Annotated in this window: 19 protein-coding genes and 1 pseudogene; 13 read left to right on the forward strand and 7 right to left on the reverse strand. The window is 72.1% G+C overall.

Annotated features, from left to right (window positions below):
• Window positions 1-34 precede the first annotated feature (34 nt).
• From ACIQRL_RS19975 to ACIQRL_RS19990, 4 genes are read left to right on the forward strand one after another with little or no spacing between them, the layout of a single operon-like run.
• On the forward strand, window positions 35-1,033 hold the full coding sequence (locus tag ACIQRL_RS19975; RefSeq protein ID WP_401332963.1) for an ABC transporter ATP-binding protein: 999 nt from the start codon (window positions 35-37) through the stop codon (window positions 1,031-1,033).
• Complete coding sequence (locus ACIQRL_RS19980) at window positions 1,030-1,770, forward strand: ABC transporter permease (protein ID WP_401332964.1); 741 nt, start codon at window positions 1,030-1,032, stop codon at window positions 1,768-1,770. The genes ACIQRL_RS19975 and ACIQRL_RS19980 overlap by 4 nt, the downstream gene beginning before the upstream one ends.
• Before the next feature lie 5 nt (window positions 1,771-1,775).
• Window positions 1,776-2,999 carry a sensor histidine kinase gene (locus ACIQRL_RS19985; protein WP_401333387.1) on the forward strand — a complete coding sequence of 408 codons (1,224 nt, stop codon included), beginning with the start codon at window positions 1,776-1,778 and terminating at the stop codon, window positions 2,997-2,999.
• A complete protein-coding gene (locus ACIQRL_RS19990) occupies window positions 2,996-3,610 on the forward strand; it encodes a response regulator (RefSeq protein WP_401332966.1) in 615 nt (204 codons plus the stop codon). The genes ACIQRL_RS19985 and ACIQRL_RS19990 overlap by 4 nt, the downstream gene beginning before the upstream one ends.
• Before the next feature lie 21 nt (window positions 3,611-3,631).
• On the opposite strand, the gene ACIQRL_RS19995 is transcribed toward ACIQRL_RS19990, so the two are convergent.
• Complete coding sequence (locus ACIQRL_RS19995; protein ID WP_401332968.1) at window positions 3,632-4,483, reverse strand: tetratricopeptide repeat protein; 852 nt, start codon at window positions 4,481-4,483, stop codon at window positions 3,632-3,634.
• A gap of 326 nt (window positions 4,484-4,809) precedes the next feature.
• Window positions 4,810-5,856: pseudogene (locus ACIQRL_RS20000) on the reverse strand (GNAT family N-acetyltransferase); the annotation flags it as partial.
• A gap of 140 nt (window positions 5,857-5,996) precedes the next feature.
• Here ACIQRL_RS20000 and fdxA point away from each other — a divergent pair.
• Together fdxA and ACIQRL_RS20010 are read left to right on the forward strand one after the other, a co-directional pair.
• Window positions 5,997-6,317 carry a ferredoxin gene (fdxA, locus tag ACIQRL_RS20005; protein WP_127831304.1) on the forward strand — a complete coding sequence of 107 codons (321 nt, stop codon included), beginning with the start codon at window positions 5,997-5,999 and terminating at the stop codon, window positions 6,315-6,317.
• A gap of 163 nt (window positions 6,318-6,480) precedes the next feature.
• The gene (locus ACIQRL_RS20010) at window positions 6,481-7,575 is read left to right on the forward strand and encodes a bifunctional succinyldiaminopimelate transaminase/glutamate-prephenate aminotransferase (protein WP_401332970.1); all 1,095 of its coding nucleotides are present in this window, start codon (window positions 6,481-6,483) and stop codon (window positions 7,573-7,575) included.
• A gap of 175 nt (window positions 7,576-7,750) precedes the next feature.
• Here the strand turns inward: ACIQRL_RS20010 and ACIQRL_RS20015 are convergent, their stop codons facing one another.
• A complete protein-coding gene (locus ACIQRL_RS20015) occupies window positions 7,751-8,152 on the reverse strand; it encodes an ATP-binding protein (protein WP_401332972.1) in 402 nt (133 codons plus the stop codon).
• A 363-nt stretch (window positions 8,153-8,515) separates the two neighbouring features.
• A complete protein-coding gene (locus ACIQRL_RS20020) occupies window positions 8,516-9,505 on the reverse strand; it encodes a heavy metal transporter (protein ID WP_401332974.1) in 990 nt (329 codons plus the stop codon).
• 129 nt (window positions 9,506-9,634) lie between these two features.
• Here ACIQRL_RS20020 and dapE point away from each other — a divergent pair, with 129 nt between their 5' ends.
• Both dapE and ACIQRL_RS20030 read left to right on the forward strand, forming a co-directional pair.
• Window positions 9,635-10,714 carry a succinyl-diaminopimelate desuccinylase gene (gene dapE, locus ACIQRL_RS20025; protein ID WP_401332976.1) on the forward strand — a complete coding sequence of 360 codons (1,080 nt, stop codon included), beginning with the start codon at window positions 9,635-9,637 and terminating at the stop codon, window positions 10,712-10,714.
• A gap of 148 nt (window positions 10,715-10,862) precedes the next feature.
• Window positions 10,863-11,624, forward strand: coding sequence for a TIGR00730 family Rossman fold protein (locus ACIQRL_RS20030; protein ID WP_401332978.1), 762 nt, complete (start codon window positions 10,863-10,865; stop codon window positions 11,622-11,624).
• 126 nt (window positions 11,625-11,750) lie between these two features.
• On the opposite strand, the gene folP is transcribed toward ACIQRL_RS20030, so the two are convergent.
• A complete protein-coding gene (folP, locus tag ACIQRL_RS20035) occupies window positions 11,751-12,611 on the reverse strand; it encodes a dihydropteroate synthase (RefSeq protein ID WP_401332979.1) in 861 nt (286 codons plus the stop codon).
• 173 nt (window positions 12,612-12,784) lie between these two features.
• On the opposite strand from folP, the gene ACIQRL_RS20040 reads away from it, so the two are divergent.
• On the forward strand, window positions 12,785-13,135 hold the full coding sequence (locus ACIQRL_RS20040) for a DivIVA domain-containing protein (protein WP_401332980.1): 351 nt from the start codon (window positions 12,785-12,787) through the stop codon (window positions 13,133-13,135).
• A complete protein-coding gene (locus ACIQRL_RS20045; protein WP_401332981.1) occupies window positions 13,132-13,713 on the forward strand; it encodes a DNA-3-methyladenine glycosylase I in 582 nt (193 codons plus the stop codon). Before ACIQRL_RS20040 ends, ACIQRL_RS20045 begins: the two co-directional genes overlap by 4 nt.
• Window positions 13,714-13,856: 143 nt before the next feature.
• On the opposite strand, the gene ACIQRL_RS20050 is transcribed toward ACIQRL_RS20045, so the two are convergent.
• Window positions 13,857-14,660: an enoyl-CoA hydratase/isomerase family protein gene (locus ACIQRL_RS20050; protein WP_401332982.1), complete on the reverse strand. Its 804-nt coding sequence runs from the start codon at window positions 14,658-14,660 to the stop codon at window positions 13,857-13,859.
• A 363-nt stretch (window positions 14,661-15,023) separates the two neighbouring features.
• Here ACIQRL_RS20050 and ACIQRL_RS20055 point away from each other — a divergent pair, with 363 nt between their 5' ends.
• Complete coding sequence (locus tag ACIQRL_RS20055) at window positions 15,024-15,191, forward strand: DUF3117 domain-containing protein (protein ID WP_003966491.1); 168 nt, start codon at window positions 15,024-15,026, stop codon at window positions 15,189-15,191.
• A gap of 189 nt (window positions 15,192-15,380) precedes the next feature.
• Here the strand turns inward: ACIQRL_RS20055 and ACIQRL_RS20060 are convergent, their stop codons facing one another.
• Window positions 15,381-16,082: an O-methyltransferase gene (locus tag ACIQRL_RS20060; RefSeq protein ID WP_401333389.1), complete on the reverse strand. Its 702-nt coding sequence runs from the start codon at window positions 16,080-16,082 to the stop codon at window positions 15,381-15,383.
• Between the two features lie 227 nt (window positions 16,083-16,309).
• Here ACIQRL_RS20060 and sigE point away from each other — a divergent pair, with 227 nt between their 5' ends.
• Both sigE and ACIQRL_RS20070 read left to right on the forward strand, forming a co-directional pair.
• On the forward strand, window positions 16,310-17,008 hold the full coding sequence (gene sigE, locus ACIQRL_RS20065) for an RNA polymerase sigma factor SigE (RefSeq protein WP_401332983.1): 699 nt from the start codon (window positions 16,310-16,312) through the stop codon (window positions 17,006-17,008).
• Entirely contained in the window at window positions 17,005-17,940 is a 936-nt protein-coding gene (locus tag ACIQRL_RS20070) for an anti-sigma factor family protein (RefSeq protein ID WP_401332985.1), read from the forward strand. Before sigE ends, ACIQRL_RS20070 begins: the two co-directional genes overlap by 4 nt.
• Window positions 17,941-17,982: the final 42 nt, after the last annotated feature.

Raw genomic sequence — 17,982 nt, forward strand, 5'->3', positions numbered from 1 at the left:
CGCGGGCACCCCCTTCTCCCCCACGATGGACGACATGACAACGACTGCGCGGACCACCACCCCATCGGTGGTCCGGTTCGAATCGGTGACCAAGAGCTACGGGAACGTCCGGGCCGTGGACGGGCTGACGCTCGAACTGCACCCCGGCGAGACCGTCGCCCTGCTGGGCCCCAACGGCGCGGGCAAGTCCACGACGCTGGACCTGCTGCTCGGCCTCAAGAACGCCGACAGCGGGACGGTCCGGGTGTTCGACTCCGGCCCGCGCGAGGCGATCGTCGCCGGCCGGGTGGGCGCCATGCTCCAGAGCGGCGGGCTGATGGACGAGGTCACCGTCGCCGAACTGGTCAGGCTCGCCTGCGATCTGCACCCGAAGGCGTACCGCGTCGGCGACGTCCTCGCCCGCGCCGGTATCACCCAGATCGCCGACCGCAAGGTCAACAAGCTCTCCGGCGGCCAGGCACAGCGCGTCCGCTTCGCCCTCGCCACGGCCGGCGACAGCGACCTGATCGTCCTCGACGAGCCCACCACCGGCATGGACGTCACCGCCCGGCAGGCCTTCTGGGCCACCATGCGCGAGCAGGCCGAACAGGGCCGTACGGTCCTGTTCGCCACGCACTACCTGGAGGAGGCCGACGCCATAGCGGACCGCGTGCTCGTCCTGCACCGGGGACGGCTGCTGGCCGACGGCACCGCCGCCGAGATCAAGGCCAAGGCAGGCGCCCGCCGCGTCGCCTTCGACCTGGAGGGCGCGATCGAGGAGGCCCCGCTGCGCGCGCTGCCGTTCCTCACCTCGATCGACGTGTCCGGGCAGACCGTCCGCATCCAGTCCTCCGACGCGGACGCGACCGTCCACGCGCTGTACGGACTCGGCGTCTACCCGCGCAACCTCGAAGTCGCCGGGCTCGGTCTCGAGCAGGCCTTCGTCGCCATCACCGCGGCCGAGGAGGCCACCCGCACCGCGGCCGAGGCCACCGACCCCAGCACCGCCGAAGACGCCGACCGCAGCGCCGCCGAGGAGGCCACGTCCAAGTGAACAGTCTCATCAAGCTGGAGATCACCCGCGCCCTGCGCAACCGCAAGTTCCTGTTCTTCTCGGTGATCTACCCCTCGGCCCTGTTCCTGCTGATCGCGGGCAGCGCCGACAGCACCACGAAGGTGGACGGCACCGGTCTCACCCTGCCGACCTTCTTCATGGTCTCCATGGCCTCCTTCGGCGCCCTGACCGCGGTCCTGATGGGCAACAGCGAGCGCATCGCCAAGGAGCGGGAGAGCGGCTGGGTACGGCAGTTGAGGCTCACCACGCTGCCGGGCCGCGGTTATGTGTTCGCCAAGACGGCCAGTGCCGCCGTGATCAGCCTGCCGTCGATCGTGATCGTCTTCGTGGTCGCCGCGGTGGTGAAGGACGTACGCCTGGACGCCTGGCAGTGGCTCGCGCTCACCGGCGTGATCTGGGCCGGCAGCCTGGTGTTCGCCGCGCTCGGCGTCGCCATCGGCTATCTCGCCAGCGGCGACGCGGTCCGCCCGATCACGATGATCGTCTACTTCGGTCTGTCGATGCTCGGCGGTCTGTGGATGCCGACGACGACCTTCCCCGACTGGCTGCAGAACATAGCGAAGTGGCTGCCCACGCACGCGTACGCTGCCCTGGGGCAGGCCATCGAGCTGGGGAACGCCCCGCACGCGAAGGACATCGCCATCCTCGCCGTCTCCTTCGCCCTCTTCGCGGGCGGCGCGGCCTGGCTGTACCGGAAGGACACGCTGAAGGCGTGAGTGCCATGACGGAAGACCCGCTGCCCGACGCGGCCCGCACGGAGCGGCTGCTGCGGATGGGAGAGTCCCCGCGCACCATCCGCGAGGCCCTGCGCAAGTCGGTGTGGATCGTCATCTGGCTGGTGTTCCTCAGCTCACCGGTCCACGACCTCGCCGCCGGCCACCACACAACCGCGGCCACCGCGGCCGGCTGGGTGGGCCTCGCGGCCTTCGTCGCGGTCTATCTGACGCTGGTCTTCCGGCACATGGGCAGGGCCTTCACGGGCACCCTGGCCGTCACCCTCATGGTCGTCGCCCTCGGCGCGCTGGCCGTCGTGCTGTGCCTGACGCTCGGCGCGCCCTGGCTCGGCCTGTTCGTGTACGTCTCGGTCGCCTGCGGGACGACGTTCCCGCTGCGCGTCTCGTACTGGACCATCCCGCTCACCGCCGTCGTGATGCTGCTCGTCGGCCTGCACGGCGGCGAGCGGGACGCGCGCGACCTCGTCCTGCTCGTCGTCCTCATCGGCTTCGCGATGACCGGAGTACGGCAGCTCGTCCTGACGACCGTGGAGCTGCGCAAGGCACGGGCCACCGTCGCCCAGCTCGCCGCGAACGAGGAGCGCCTGCGGCTGGCCAGGGACCTGCACGACCTGCTCGGCCACTCGCTCTCGCTGATCACGCTGAAGAGCGAACTGGCCGGGCGGATGCTCCCCGACCACCCCGACAGGGCGGCCCAGCAGGTCGCCGACATCGAACAGGTCAGCAGGCAGGCCCTGGTGGACGTACGCGAGGCGGTCACCGGTTACCGGCGGCCCCGGCTGGCCGGTGAACTCGCGGGTGTGCAGGTCGCGTTGACCGCTGCCGGCATCGTCGCCGACCTGCCGGCCGAACCCGGCCTCGACGGTGTTCCCGAGGAGAGCGAGTCCGCGCTGGCCTGGGCGCTGCGCGAGGCGGTCACCAACGTCGTACGGCACAGCGGCGCCCGGCGCTGCGCGGTGGAACTCGTCCGACGCCAGACCCTGGACGGCCAGGTGCTCGAACTGACGGTGGAGGACGACGGCTCGGGCGGCCCCGCGGGCGCCGCCCCCGGCAACGGCCTCACGGGACTGACCGAACGACTGGAGAAGGCGGGCGGGTCGCTGGAGGCGGGCCGCGTCCGGCACGGGTTCCGGCTGGTCGCCCGCGTCCCCCTCACGGGCACTCGGGAACCTGTGGACGCGGCGGACGACCCCGTAGGATCCGGTGCATGAGCCGCACGATCAAGGTCCTGCTCGCCGAGGACCAGTCGATGGTCCGCGAGGCGCTGGCCGCCCTGCTGGGACTGGAGCCGGACATCGAGGTGATCGCCCAAGTGGCCCGCGGGGACGAGGTGCTGGCGGCGGCCCGCGCCCATGACGTGGACGTGGCGCTCCTCGACATCGAGATGCCGGGCATGACGGGCATAGAGGCCGCGGCCGGACTCCACAAGGAGTTCCCCGCGCTGAAACTGGTCATCCTCACGACCTTCGGCCGCCCCGGATACCTCCGCAGCGCCATGGAGTCCGGCGCCGACGCCTTCCTGGTCAAGGACGCCCCGGCCGCCCAACTCGCCGCGGCCGTACGCAAGGTGCTGGCCGGGGAGCGGGTCATCGACCCCACTCTCGCGGCCGCCGCGCTGGCCGGGGGCGCCAACCCCCTCACCGACCGGGAACGTGAGATCCTCCGCGCCGCCGCGGACGGCTCCACCAACGCCGAACTGGCGAAGGCCCTGCACCTGTCCCAGGGCACGGTCCGCAACTACCTCTCGACAGCGATCCAGAAACTCGCGGTCCGCAACAGGGCCGAGGCGGTACGGATCGCGCGGGAGAAGGGGTGGCTGTGAACCGCACGGCCGGCCGGTACCTCAGTTGAGCATCGACCGTGCCGCGTGGGCCTGTTGGCGTACTCGGGCTGCGGCAGGTTCGTCCACTGCCGCCACCACGTCCGCGTAGGCGTCGAGTTCGGTCGCTCCGGTCAGGAAGTCACCGCGCTGGACGAGGAGTTGGGCGCGCTCGTAGCGCAGGCTCGCCGGGTGCGAGGGCAGCAGCAGGAAGAGCTCCACCGACCACAGGGCCACGTCGGAGCGTTCGGGCCGGGTGGCGGCCCAGGCGCGGATGTTGTTCAGGATGCGCACCACGACGTCGAGCGGATCGGCGGGGGTGAGCATCGACGGGTCGAGCGGGGCACCGGTCGCGCCCACGACGAGGAGTTCCGCGTCGGAGCCGGTCAGGACGCGCCCGCCGTCGAAGGGATCGGCCAGCACCTGCTGCTCGGGCGGTCCGAAGCCGACCACGAAGTGACCGGGCAGCGCGACCCCGTAGACCGGCGCGCCGGCCCGCCGGGCCACCTCCATCCACACCACCGACAGCAGGATGGGCAGCCCGCGCCGCCGCCGCAGCACCGCGTGCAGCAGGGAGGACTCCAGCCGCTGGTAGTCGGCCGGTGAGCCCCGGTACCCGCAGCGCCCGCCGAGGAGTTCGGCGAGGGCGGCCGCCCAGGAGCGGGGGCCGCCCGGACGGAAGGGCAGCCGGCCCGCCAGCTCGTCCAGCTCGATCTGCGCCGCTTCCATCCCGGCCTCGTCCAGCGTCCCGTCCGCCGCGGCGCCCACCAGCAGGCACAGCGCCGCCAGATCGGGCCGCTCGGCCCGCGCCTCGTCGGCGAACCGCCGCCGTACCTCGTCGGCTCGCTCCGGCTGCGGGGGACGGGGGGAAGGCATGGCCGGCTCCTGCCCCTTCACGTCGATCGATACGGCTCGGCGCCCGGCCGGACACCCGGATCGGCACTCGGTGCCGCACCCTGCCCGGCCCGGGCGGAACGACCGTCCGACCCGCTGCCGTCCGCCGTGTCGGCGCTCGTGCCGGAGCCGTCTGCCGTGTGGTCGCTCGTGTCGGAGCCGTCCGCCGTGCCGCCGCTCGTGCCGGAGCCGTCTGCCGTGTGGTCGCTCGTGTCGGAGCCGTCCGCCGTGCCGCCGCTCGTGCCGGACCCGTTCGCCGTGTCGGCGCTCGTGCCGGTACCCGCCGTACCGGCGTCCGCGAAGGCGTCGGTCCCGGCTTCCGAGGGCCACCGGTAGTGGTGGTACGCGTGGTGCGGGCCGAAGCCCATCCGGGCGTACAGCTCCCGTGCCCCGGTGTTGTCCGCCTCCACCTGGAGCCAGGCGGCCGAGGCGCCCTCCTCCAGGGCCCGGCCGGCCAGGGCGGCCATGACGGCGGTGGCGAGGCCCCGGCGGCGGTGGGCCGGGTCGACCTCGACCGCGGCGAAACCGGCCCAGCGGCCGTCCACCACACACCGTCCGATCGCGGCCGGAGGCGCGTCCGCGGCGCCGGGCACCGTCGCGAACCACACCGAGGGGCCGCCGCCCAGCACCTTCAGGGCCACACCGCTCAGGCCCTTGCGCTGGTAGCGGCCGAGCCACGCTTCATCGGCCGTGCGGGAGAGTGTCACCTCGGAAGCCTCGGGAGCCACAGAAGTCTCGGGAGTGGCGGGAGCCGCGGGTGTCCGACGGTCCGCGACCGGCGCGAGCGGGCCGATCCACAGCTCGGCGGTCACCTCACGCGTCCAGCCGCGCGCCTCCAGCTCCGCGCAGAGCGGCTCCTGCGTGCCCTCGGCACCGGTGGCGGTCTGGACGTACGCGGGCAGGTCACGGGCGGCGTACCAGTCCCGGACGTACGTCAGCGCCCCGTCGAGCGGCACGCCCGGGTCGCCCAGCGGCAGCACGGAGTTGGCGCGCCGGGTGAACCCGCCCGCCGCCCGCAGCTCCCAGCCGCCGAGCCGCTCGCTCTCCACCGGCGGCCAGGCCCGCGCGGAGACGCGCGCCAGCTCCTCGTACGACGCCGAGGGGCCGCGCCGTCGTGCCGGGGCGGACGGTACGACCTTGGCCGCGACCAGCGAGGATTCCGCGATCCGGACACGTTCGCCGGTCCGTCGTGTGATCAGCAGCACACCGTCGTCCCATGATGTGAGAACACCGACCGTATCGGTGAACTTCTCCACCGTGTCTCCATCGTCGATCATGCGTCGCACCGAGACGCGTTTTCCCACGTCAGCAGCGGTGATCCGGACCTCAAGGCGGCCGGAAGCAGAGATTTCCACAGGTCAGTTCACCCCTCCTGTTCGGATCATGCCCAAGAACGGAGATACTAGGGGCGGGCATCGACGACGCCGCGCTCCCGCGCGCCAGGCGGCGGAGCCTACGGAGGCCCGCCAGCGCCCTATCGAGGAGGAACGACAGCGTGACCTACGTCATCGCGCAGCCTTGTGTCGACGTCAAGGACAAGGCGTGCATCGAGGAGTGCCCGGTCGACTGCATCTACGAGGGCTCCCGGTCCTTGTACATCCACCCGGACGAATGCGTCGACTGCGGAGCCTGTGAGCCGGTGTGCCCGGTCGAGGCGATCTTCTACGAGGACGACACTCCGGAAGAGTGGAAGGACTACTACAAGGCGAACGTCGAGTTCTTCGATGAGCTCGGCTCGCCCGGCGGCGCCAGCAAGCTCGGTCTGATCGAGCGCGACCACCCCTTCATCGCAGCGCTGTCGCCGCAGAACCAGTAAGCGGCCCGCATACGCGCCGCCTCGGTCCCGTACCGCTGATCGCTCCGATCGCCGTACGGGACCGAGGCATTTGCCGTATCGGCCCCGCAGCGGTCCGTGCAGCAGCCCGTGTCCGGTTTTCCGCCGGTACGGGTCGTACGTACGAGAAAGTGAGCCCGATCCCGTGTCCGCAGTCTCCGACCGGCTTCCCACCTTCCCCTGGGACAAGCTGGAGCCCTACAAGGCGACCGCCGCCGCTCACCCGGGCGGCATCGTCGACCTGTCCGTCGGCACGCCGGTCGACCCGGTGCCCGAGCTGATCCAGAAAGCACTGGTCGCGGCCGCGGACTCGCCCGGTTATCCCACGGTGTGGGGCACGCCCGAGCTGCGGGACGCGCTCACGGGCTGGGTGGAGCGACGGCTCGGCGCGCGGGACGTCACCCACCGCCATGTGCTGCCCGTCGTCGGCTCCAAGGAACTGGTCGCCTGGCTGCCGACCCAGCTCGGTCTCGGCCCCGGAGACAAGGTCGCGTACCCGCGGCTCGCGTACCCGACGTACGAGGTCGGCGCGCGGCTCGCACGGGCGGACCACGTGGTCTACGACGACCCGACGGACCTCGACCCGACGGACCTGAAGCTGCTGTGGCTGAACTCGCCGTCGAACCCGACCGGCCGGGTCCTGTCCGCCGCGGAACTCGCCCGGATCGTCGCCTGGGCCCGCGAGCACGGCATCCTCGTCTTCTCCGACGAGTGCTACCTCGAGCTGGGCTGGGAGGCCGACCCGGTCTCGGTGCTGCACCCCGACGTCTGCGGCGGCTCCTACGAGGGGATCGTCTCGGTCCACTCGCTCTCCAAGCGCTCGAACCTGGCCGGCTACCGCGCGGCGTTCCTCGCGGGCGACCCCGCCGTCCTGGGTGAGCTCCTCGCGATCCGCAAGCACGGCGGCATGATGACCTCGGCGCCGACCCAGGCCGCCGTGGTCGCCGCGCTCTCGGACGACACGCACGTCCGCGAGCAGCGCGAGCGCTACGCCGCGCGCCGAACCGCCCTGCGCGACGCCCTCGTGAACCACGGCTTCCGTATCGAGCACAGCGAGGCGAGCCTCTACCTCTGGGCCACCCGGGACGAGTCCTGCTGGTCCACGGTGGCCCGTCTGGCCGACCTGGGCATCCTGGTGGCGCCGGGCGACTTCTACGGCGAGGCGGGCGAGAAGTTCGTCCGCGTGGCCCTCACCGCCTCGGACGAGCGCGTGGCGGCGGCGGTGGAACGCCTGCGGTAGGCACGCGGAGCCGAATGAAGCGAAACGGGGGTCCGGGGAAGCGCGTTCCCCGGACCCCCGTCGTCGTACGCCCCCGCGGGGACCACGACGTGTCCTGCCGATCATGTCGCAGACGCGGGGTCTGGCACTGGCACGGCGCCGTCGCCTTCCTGCGGCCTGATCGGCCGGACAGGTCCTAGCCCAACGGCAGGCCCTTCACCGGCAGCTGTCCCGTCGGCAGGCCGCCGTGGGTCACCGCGTCCGTCGGCAGGCCGCGGCCGGACGCGGTCCTGGCGGTGTCGCCGAGGAGGCCGCCGGCCTGTCCGGCCGCGCCCCCGGCCACTTTCCGCGCGGCGGGCGTGGCCTTCTTGGCGACCTTCCCGCCGGCCGTGCCGGCGGTCCCGGTGACGTTCTGCGCCGCTCCGTCGACGGTGTTGCCGACGTTCGCCCCGTCCAGGGCGGTCAGGCCGCCGAGAGCAGGGGTGGCCGGCAGGTCGGCCGCCGCGCAGGCGGAGCCGGCCGCGCCGACCACGGGCGCCGCTCCGGCCGCGACGAGCAGCACGACACGGGCGATCCGGCGGGTCAGGGAGAGGGACATGGTGCTCCTTAGACGGAAGGGAACGGGGAAGTGTCCTGCCGCGCCCGGCGATCGACCGGCTGGCTGCCGACCGACCGCGTCACCGGACGCCGACCGCCCGAGGTGATCGTTCCGGGCTCGGACGCACTGACTACCGCTCGAAGTCCGCGAAGGTTGCGGTGGCCCGCCGCAAAGAGTTGGCAATGCGTCGCATTATCGGCTGTGGATAAAAACGGGCAAACGGCACCCGGTCTGAGAGCCCGCGGAATCCCCATGGCCCTTTGTTCCCAAGGGATTTCCCGGATGCCGGAGTGAGTGCCCGAAAGCGTGCGCACATCGCCGGCCCGCCGAGGGCCGGGTCCTTCCCACGGGTGAGGGCCCGTACTACTGCCCGGTCAGGATCCGGACCTCGGCCGCGGCCTTCCCGGTTCCCGAACCGCTCTTCTCGTCGGCCGTGCGCCACGAGCCCTGCGAGGTCCCCGCGGTCCACTCGCGCCCCGCGTACGACACCCGCTCGATGTGCAGGGCCGAGGAGTTGGCCACGGCCCAGTGCGCCAGCTCCCAGCCGCGGCGGACCACGCCGGTCCCGGCGGTGGAGTCCTCGCGCACGGGGACCGTCACGGTCCGGCCGGCGGCCTTCGTGGCGGCCGGGGAGGCCGGGGAGTCCGGCTTCGGCGACGCGGAGGAACCCGCCGTGCTCACGGTGGCGCCCGCCTCCTGGAGCACATCGCGCCCGAAGTCCCGTGCGAGCGCCGCCCGCACCGGGGCCGGGCCGCCCGCCGGGGTCGCGGCCGGGCGCCCCTGGCAGGTCAGCGTGGCCGCCGCGCGGCCGGTCAGGGCGGCGGCGAGCAGTGTGGCGTCCTGCTCGTGCTTCGCGTACGCCTGTGGAAAGCCGCTGTGCTGCACCCGCTGCGCGGCGACGGTGAGCGGCAGCCGCGAGTAGGCGGTCACCTTGGCCAGGTGCTCGTAGAAGACGCCCGCCGCGTACGTCGGGTCCATGATCTGCTTCCGCGTGCCCCAGCCCTGCGAGGGCCGCTGCTGGAACAGGCCGAGGGAGTCCCGGTCGCCGTGCTGGATGTTGCGCAGCCCCGACTCCTGGATCGCCGTCGCGAGGGCGATGGCCACCGCGCGCTCGGGCATGCCGCGGGAGGTGCCGATGGCCGAGATCGTCGCCGCGTTCGCCGCCTGCTCGGGGGTGAACTCGTACGACGCGCCGTCGCCGTTGCCGGACACGACCTTGCACCGGGGTGCGCCCACGCCGCCCGTGAGGTACTGCACGCCGAGATAGCCCGCGATCGCGAACAGGACCACGAGGGCCCCTCCGAAGCGAAGGAGGCGGCGGCGCCGGACAGGAGTGGGGGACGGCTCAGACACGCGTACAAGGTACTGGAGACCGCTGTCGGTCATCTGTGGGGCTGTGGACAACGGGAGCGCGGCCGGGGGATACGACCGCATCCGGCTGCTTTTTCGGGGCCCCCGACCGGGCGCGCTAGGGTCGACGGCATGGCCGACACCCCGCTTGACCTCACCCTGGACGCAGCCGAGCTCACCGCGCGGCTGGTCGACTTCCGCTCGGAGAGCGGGGACGAGAAGCCGCTCGCGGACGCGATCGAGGCCGCCCTGCGGGCGCTGCCGCATCTCAGGGTCGACCGGTACGGCAACAACGTCGTGGCCCGCACCGAGCTGGGCCGGGCGGAGCGGGTGATCCTCGCCGGGCACATCGACACCGTGCCGATCGCGGACAACGTGCCCTCCCGCCTCGACGAGAACGGCGTGCTGTGGGGCTGCGGCACCTGCGACATGAAGTCGGGCGTCGCCGTCCAGCTCCGTGTCGCGGCCACCGTCCCCGAACCCAACCGGGACCTCACCTTCGTCTTCTACGACAACGAAGAGGTCGCCGCCCATCTGAACGGCCTGAAGCATGTGGCCGAGGCCCACCCCGAGTGGCTGCGGGGCGACTTCGCGGTCCTCCTGGAGCCCTCCGACGGACAGGTCGAGGGCGGCTGCCAGGGCACGCTGCGGGTGCTGCTGAAGACCAAGGGCGAGCGGGCCCACTCCGCCCGCAGCTGGATGGGCTCGAACGCGATCCACGCGGCCGCCCCGATCCTGGCCGCGCTGGCCGCGTACGAGCCGCGCCACCCGGTGATCGACGGCCTGGAGTACCGCGAGGGCCTGAACGCGGTGGGCATCTCGGGCGGTGTCGCCGGGAACGTGATCCCCGACGAGTGCGTCGTCACCGTCAATTTCCGCTACGCGCCCGACCGCACCGAGGAGGAGGCGGTCGAGCACGTCCGCGAGGTCTTCGCCGACTGCGGTGTGGCCGAGTTCGTGATCGACGACCACAGCGGCGCCGCCCTCCCGGGTCTCTCCCACCCGGCCGCCGCCGCGTTCATCGAGGCGGTGGGCGGCACCCCGCAGCCCAAGTACGGCTGGACGGACGTCTCCCGCTTCAGCGCCCTCGGCATCCCGGCGGTCAACTACGGCCCCGGCGATCCCCACCTGGCCCACAAGCGGGACGAACGGGTGGAAACGGCCAAGATCCTCGCGGGTGAGCGGCGGCTGCGCGACTGGCTCACCGTCTGAGGGCACGCACGTACCTGTCGGCGGTTCATGGCGGACATGCCGACGTCCCCCCGCCGTAACCAGCGGAGATCTACGCTGGGGCGGAACGACCTTCCCCCGCCCCGGCCTCGGCCGGAGCGGGGGAGATCCGTACGCGGAGGGAGTGGGCATGGCTACTGGCGACCCGAGGGGAAAGAAGCGGCCACCTGAGGAGCAGCGGCTGGGTCCGGTGCTGCGCAGGCGGGACCAGGTGCAGGCGAGCACCACGGACCAGCGGCTGCTGGACGCGGGCGGCCCATCGGACTGGGTGCACACCGATCCCTGGCGGGTCCTGCGCATCCAGTCGGAGTTCATCGAAGGCTTCGGCACGCTGGCCGAACTCCCGCCCGCGATCAGTGTGTTCGGCTCGGCCCGGACGCCGGTGGACTCGCCCGAGTACGAGGCCGGAGTCGCCCTCGGCCGCGGTCTGGTCGAGGCCGGGTTCGCGGTGATCACCGGTGGTGGACCGGGTGCCATGGAGGCCGCGAACAAGGGTGCCTGCGAGGCGAAGGGCATCTCCGTCGGCCTCGGCATCGAGCTCCCCTTCGAGCAGGGGCTGAACCAGTACGTCGACATCGGCCTGAACTTCCGGTACTTCTTCGTCCGGAAGATGATGTTCGTCAAGTACGCGCAGGGTTTCGTGGTCCTGCCCGGCGGCCTCGGCACCCTCGACGAACTCTTCGAGGCGCTCACCCTGGTCCAGACCCAGAAGGTCACCCGCTTCCCCATCGTGCTGTTCGGCACGCAGTACTGGGGCGGCCTCGTCGACTGGCTCAAGAACACCCTCATCGCCCAGGGCAAGGCGTCCGAGAAGGACCTGATGCTGTTCCACCTGACCGACGAGGTGGACGAAGCGGTGGCACTGGTGTCGAAGGAGGCGGGCCCCCGCTAGAGGCTTTCTCCCGCGGTTCCATGGGCGGTCCCAGGGCGATCCTGCGGGCGGTTCTGCCGGCCGTGGGGCACGGGAGACGGGCCGACGAGTCGGCCCGTCTCCCGTGCGGCCCGCGCAGGGCGTCCGCTAGGCCAGCCCGCGCCTGGCCACCGTCGGCGGCCGGTGCCCGGCGATCGACGCCACCATGTCCAGCACCTGACGGGTCTCCGCGACCTCGTGGACGCGGTACACCTGCGCACCCAGCCACGCCGAGACGGCGGTCGTCGCCAGCGTTCCGAGGACCCGCTCCTTGACCGGCTTGTCGAGCGTCTCGCCCACGAAGTCCTTGTTGGAGAGGGAGACGAGGACCGGCCACCCGGTGGAGACCATCTCCCCGAGCCGCCGCGTCGCCTCCAGACTGTGCCGGGTGTTCTTCCCGAAGTCGTGCCCGGGATCGATGAGCACCGACTCGCGGGGCACCCCGAGGGCCACCGCGCGCTCCGCCAGCCCGAGCGTGACCCGCAGGATGTCGGCCATCACGTCGTCGTACACGACCCGGTGCGGGCGCGTCCGCGGCTCCGACTCCCCGGCGTGCGTGCACACGAGCCCCACCCCGTACCGGGCGGCCACCTCGGCCAGCCGCGGATCGACGCCGCCCCAGGCGTCGTTGAGCAGATCGGCACCCGCCTCGCAGACCGCCTCGCCGACCTCGTGCCGCCAGGTGTCGACGCTGATGATCACGTCGGGGAAGCGGCGGCGGACCTCGGCGACGAAGCCGACCGTCCGGCGTGCCTCCTCCTCGGCGGTGACCTCCTCGCCAGGGCCGGCCTTGACCCCGCCGATGTCGATGATGGCGGCACCCTCGGACACCGCCCGCTCCACGCGCGCGAGGGCGGGCTCGTCGCGGAAGGTGGCTCCTTGGTCGTAGAAGGAGTCCGGGGTCCGGTTCACGATCGCCATGATCACCGGCTCGTGCGCGTCGAATTCGCGCCTGCCCAGCCTGAGCATCCCCTGTGACCTCTCCCGGTAAGTCGCACTGATAAGCCGCCTGCGACCTTAACTGCCAGACTCGCATGGCACGATCGGAGCCTGACACTTCCGTCGTCAGACTGCTTTCGCCAGCACCAGTACTTTCGCGCCGACGCGACCCGCGCCGGCACCAGAGCGTGGGGACCTCAGCGATGTTCATGTTCTTGTTCCTGGTCGTCGCACTCGCCGTCGTGGTCGCCGCGGTCACCCTGTCCGTGGTGGGCGGCGGAGAGAGCGCCCCCCTTCCCGACGCCGAGCCCGAGCGGCTGCGCGATCCGCTGCCGTACGACCGTCCGGTGCACCAGGGGGACGTGGACGCGCTGCGCTTCGCCGTCACCGTGCGCGGTTACCGCATGGCGGACGTCGACGACGCACTCGGCCGGCTGGGCGCCGAGATCGGCGAGCGGGACGCCCGGATCGCCGACCTGGAGGCCGCGCTCGCGGGTGCCCGCGCGGCGAGCCACCCCACTTCGCTGCGCAAGCACCCGGAGGACGAGCAGTGAGCGACGCGCTCGCCGGGCCCGACGGCGTACCGCGCTGCCCCTGGGCGCTGTCCACCGAGGACTACGTGGCGTACCACGACGAGGAGTGGGGCCGGGCGGTCCACGGCGACGACGCCCTCTACGAGCGGTTGTGCCTGGAGGCGTTCCAGTCGGGGCTGTCCTGGATCACCATCCTGCGCCGCAGGTCCGGCTTCCGTGCCGCCTTCGCGGACTTCGAGATCGCCCGGGTCGCGACGTTCACGGAGGCCGACGAGGAGCGGCTGCTCGCCGATCCGGGGATCATCCGCAACGGCGCCAAGATCCGGGCGACCGTCTCCAACGCGCGCGTGCTGGCCGGCTGGGCCCCGGGCGAGCTGGACGAGCTGATCTGGTCGTTCGCGCCGGACCCCGCCTCCCGTCCGGCCCCGGAGAAGCTCTCCGACGTACCGGCCGTCACCGACGGGTCGACCGCCCTCTCCAAGGCCCTCAAGAAGCGCGGCATCCGCTTCGTGGGCCCGACGACGGCGTACGCCCTGATGCAGGCGTGCGGCCTGGTGAACGACCACCTGGCGGACTGCGCGGTGCGCGACGCCGCGTGACCGGGGTGCCCCTCCAGGGGCGCGGGAGGCGGCGCTACGGGCCGCGAGGAGTACGGAGCCGGAGGGAATCCCGGGAACTGCGCCGCGGGCGACGGACGACCCGCGGCGCACGCTCCTGGTCCGTTCCCGGTCCGCTCGGTCCGTCAGCGTCCCAGGTACTTCGGCTTCTCCTTGTTCACGAACGCCTGGACCGCGATGGTGTGGTCCTCGGACGCGCCGGCCCGCGCCTGGAGCTCGTCCTCCTTCTCCAGGGTCTCGTCCAGCGAGTGGGTGAGCCCGAACGCGAGGGACTCCTTCAGCGCGGCATACGCCAGCGTCGGCCCGGAGGCCAGCGCCCGCGCCACCTTCTCCGCCTCCGCGTGCAGCTCGCCGACCGGAACCAGCCGGTTCGCGATACCCAGCTCGTACGCCTCCTGGGCGGTGATGCTGCGCGGAAAGAGCAGCAGATCGGCGGCGCGGCTCGGGCCGACGACCCGGGGCAGCGTCCAGGAGACCCCGGAGTCGGCGGTCAGCGCGACGCCGGCGAAGGACGTGTTGAAGGCGGCCGTGTCGGCGACCACGCGATAGTCCGCGGCGAGCGCGAAACCGAACCCGGCCCCGGCGGCGACGCCGTTGACCCCGGCGACCACGGGCTTCGCCGCACCGGTCAGCGCCCGCACGATGGGGTTGTAGTGCTCGCGCACGGTGCTCATGGTCCGGCCCGACCCCGACTGCTTGTCGGCGGCCAGCAGCCCGATGTGCTCCTTGAGGTCCTGCCCGACGCAGAACGCCCGGTCACCGGCGGCGGTCAGCAGGATCGCCCGTACGGCGTCGTCCGCGGCGGCTGCCTGCGCCGCGTCCCGGAAGGCGACCTTGGTCTCGGTGTTCATCGCGTTCATCGCCTCGGGGCGGTTCAGCGTGATCGTCGCGAGTCCGTCGCTCACCTCGTAGAGCACGGTGTCGGCCATGGTGGGTCCCTTCCGGGGTCGCGGCTCGTCGTACCGGCCGGTACGTCCTGTGTCCGATGACAGCATGGCGGAGATCACCGGCGGTGGCGCGGGGCCCACATGTGACCTGCATCAAAGAATTCCGCCTCGTGGAAGTCCATGCGGCGGCGCAGTATCGCAGCCACATCGCCGAAATGAGTGGTTTTGCTCAAGCGCGTTGCGCAAGCGATGCCGACTGATGTTGGTCATCGGGTCCTGAGATGCGGGATAATGGCCTGGAAGCAATGTGTTCGATGCCGGTGACGTGTGTCCTATGAGGGGACGTGCGTGCCCTCCGAGGGGGCCGTCGGCGACGATGAGCTGGTTTCAGGAAGGGGAACGAGCATGGCGGCCATGAAGCCGCGGACGGGCGATGGCCCGCTCGAGGTGACCAAGGAGGGGCGGGGCATCGTCATGCGCGTTCCGCTCGAAGGCGGCGGTCGGCTCGTCGTCGAGCTGACCCCTGACGAGGCCGACGCGCTCGGCGACGCCCTCAAGAAGGTCGTCGGCTGACGCGGAACGCGACCCACACCTCTTCGGCTTCCCCGGCACCGCACATGGTGCCGGGGAAGTTGTCTTTTCCGGATGTACGGGGCTGCCGCGCCGCTCCGTCGGCAGCGCTCGGTGAGGTATACGGCCTGCTCAGAGGCGTGTCAGCGGCGTCTCAGAGGTGTTTGGCGGGACGCGTGCCGGGCGGCTCGGTCAGCGCTTGACCGCGCACAGCAGGCCGTCGCCCACCGGCAGCAGGGACGGCACCAGCTCCTGGCTCTCGCGGACCGCGCGCAGGAGTTCGCGCAGCCGGCTCACCTCCACGGGCTGCGGTCCCGAGTCCACGGTGCGGCCGTCCGCGAAGACGCCCTCGAACGCCACGAGCCCGCCCGGACGCAGCAGGCGCAACGATTCAGCGAGGTAGTCGAGGCTCTCCAGACGGTCGCCGTCGCAGAACACGAGGTCGTAGCCGGCGTCCGCGAGACGGGGCAGGACGTCCAGTGCACGGCCCGGGATGAAACGCGCGCGATTGCTCGCGAACCCCGCGGCGCGGAAGGCCTGGCGGGCGAACTGCTGGCGCTCCGGCTCCTGATCCACCGTGGTCAGTACCCCGTCCGGCCGCATGCCGTGCAGAAGATGAATTCCGGAGACGCCGGTCCCGGTACCGATCTCGGCGACCGCTTTCGCGTCGAGGGTGCCGGCGAGCAGGCGCAGCGCGGCGCCCGTGCCGGGCGACACCGAGCGCAGGCCGGACTCGTGGGCTCGGTCCCGGGCCCAGCGCAGCGCCTCGTCCTCGGCGACAAAGGCGTCGGCGAACGCCGCCCAGCTCGTCTGCCGGTTGCCGGTAATGACCCTCTCCTGTCCCCGTGATTGCCTGGGCGTGACTGTATCCGTTGGTGCCGGGAACCTGCGGATGGGACCGGGCGTTTAGAAGGGTGCGGACACCTGGCGGGGGGAAGTCGATGGATCGGTACACGGAGCGGGACGGCGGGCGACGGTCGGCGCGCCCATATGAGCCCGTATCAAATTCTCGTAAAACCGCTTATCCGGAGCTAACGGGCGAGGTGGCTATGGTAGGGGCTCCACTGGACACCACCAGAGCCGACAGGGGAGGTGCGGCTGCGCCTGTGGATCGGGGAGGGGTGCTGCGGCGCCTACTCAGATCAGCGGGTGAGCCGAAATCCGTGACCGAGAACGCTGACCAGTTCCACGTTGCTGCCCCGGCGCAGACCGCGACGTTCACCACCGACGCGGAGTCGCAGGCGTGGACTCCGCCCACCTGGGAGGAGATCGTCAGCACGCACAGCGGTCGCGTCTACCGTCTGGCCTACCGCCTCACGGGCAACCAGCACGACGCCGAGGACCTCACCCAGGAAGTCTTCGTCCGCGTTTTCCGCTCGCTGTCGACCTACACGCCCGGCACCTTCGAGGGCTGGCTGCACCGCATCACCACGAACCTCTTCCTCGACATGGTCCGGCGCAAGCAGCGCATCCGCTTCGACGCCCTCGGCGAGGACGCGGCCGAGCGGCTGCCCAGCCGTGAGCCCTCCCCGCAGCAGGTCTTCAACGACGCGCACTTCGACGCCGACGTCCAGCAGGCGCTGGACACCCTCGCGCCCGAGTTCCGCGCCGCCGTCGTCCTGTGCGACATCGAGGGACTGTCCTACGAGGAGATCGCCGCGACCCTGGGCGTCAAGCTCGGCACGGTCCGCTCCCGGATCCACCGCGGCCGCTCCCAGCTGCGCAAGGCCCTGGCACACCGGTCTCCCGAGGCCCGCGCCGAGCGACGCTCGTTCGCGGCCCGTGTGCCCGTGCTGGGGGGAGGGGGCGCGACCGCGTGAGTGGAACCCGTCCCACCCCTGCCGAGCAGCACCTCGGGGACCGACTTTCCGCCCTGGTGGACGGAGAGCTCGGTCATGAGTCGCGCGACCGCGTCCTGGCCCACCTCGCCACCTGCTCGAAGTGCAAGGCCGAGGCCGACGCCCAGCGCCGACTGAAGAGCGTCTTCGCGGAAATGGCCCCGCCACCGCCCTCCGAAAGCTTCCTGGCCCGTCTCCAGGGCCTTCCCGGCGGAGGCGATTCCGACAGCTCGCGGCTGGGCGGCGGAGGCTTCGGCGGCGGCAGACTCCCCGGCGGCTCCACCGGCCCCGGCCTGCCCGGCGTCTTCGGCATGCGCGGCGAACCCTTCGGGTACGTGCCGGCCGGACCGCACGCCGATGTGCTGCCCCCCGCTCCTGGGCGCGGTTTCCGCATCCATGACGTCAGCCGTCACGAGGCCGAGCGGTCGGCCTCGCGCGGGCTGCGGTTCGCCTTCGCCGCGGCGGGCGCGGTGTCGCTGGCCGCCGTCGCGCTCGGCGGGGTGTCCACCGGAGTGCCCGGAGACACCCCGGACGCACGCGGAGGGGCCGGCGCCGGAAGCAATGTGACGCCGTCCCGTTCCCAGGGCACGGGGGCCGCCGCGACTCCCGAGTCGCAGCGCCGCCGGTCCGTCGGACCGCTGTTCGCCCAGGGCGAGCGGGCGCTCGGCAACGGTCCGGTGGCGCCCACCGGGGTGTCCGCCCCGCTGCTGCCCGGAGTCCCCGCTCCGGCGGGCCGCGGCGAGGACGTCGTGCACACACTGACCACACCCGTGGTCGCCGGTGCCGCCGCGATGTCCCCGCTCATACGTCCCCTCACCAACGCCCAGCCGCTCGCGCTGACCCCGGCTCCGGGACTGCTCGCCGCCCCCGACGTCACACCGTCCCCCACCTCGTCCCCGACCCCCACCCCTTAGGGGCGTTCGCCGACCCCGCCCTCTGCGCACCGGCCCGTGAAC

The organism is Streptomyces sp. NPDC091209 (assembly GCF_044757755.1).
GTDB lineage: Bacteria > Actinomycetota > Actinomycetes > Streptomycetales > Streptomycetaceae > Streptomyces.

Bases quoted from the DNA above. Each gene is read 5' to 3' on its own strand.
- ACIQRL_RS19975 (WP_401332963.1), top strand. From the start codon at position 35: ATGACAACGACTGCGCGGACCACCACCCCATCGGTGGTCCGGTTCGAA.
- ACIQRL_RS19985 (WP_401333387.1), top strand. From the start codon at position 1,776: ATGACGGAAGACCCGCTGCCCGACGCGGCCCGCACGGAGCGGCTGCTG.
- ACIQRL_RS19990 (WP_401332966.1), top strand. From the start codon at position 2,996: ATGAGCCGCACGATCAAGGTCCTGCTCGCCGAGGACCAGTCGATGGTC.
- ACIQRL_RS19995 (WP_401332968.1), bottom strand. From the start codon at position 4,483: ATGCCTTCCCCCCGTCCCCCGCAGCCGGAGCGAGCCGACGAGGTACGG.
- ACIQRL_RS20015 (WP_401332972.1), bottom strand. From the start codon at position 8,152: ATGTCCCTCTCCCTGACCCGCCGGATCGCCCGTGTCGTGCTGCTCGTC.
- dapE (WP_401332976.1), top strand. From the start codon at position 9,635: ATGGCCGACACCCCGCTTGACCTCACCCTGGACGCAGCCGAGCTCACC.
- ACIQRL_RS20030 (WP_401332978.1), top strand. From the start codon at position 10,863: ATGGCTACTGGCGACCCGAGGGGAAAGAAGCGGCCACCTGAGGAGCAG.
- folP (WP_401332979.1), bottom strand. From the start codon at position 12,611: ATGCTCAGGCTGGGCAGGCGCGAATTCGACGCGCACGAGCCGGTGATC.
- ACIQRL_RS20040 (WP_401332980.1), top strand. From the start codon at position 12,785: ATGTTCATGTTCTTGTTCCTGGTCGTCGCACTCGCCGTCGTGGTCGCC.
- ACIQRL_RS20050 (WP_401332982.1), bottom strand. From the start codon at position 14,660: ATGGCCGACACCGTGCTCTACGAGGTGAGCGACGGACTCGCGACGATC.
- ACIQRL_RS20055 (WP_003966491.1), top strand. From the start codon at position 15,024: ATGGCGGCCATGAAGCCGCGGACGGGCGATGGCCCGCTCGAGGTGACC.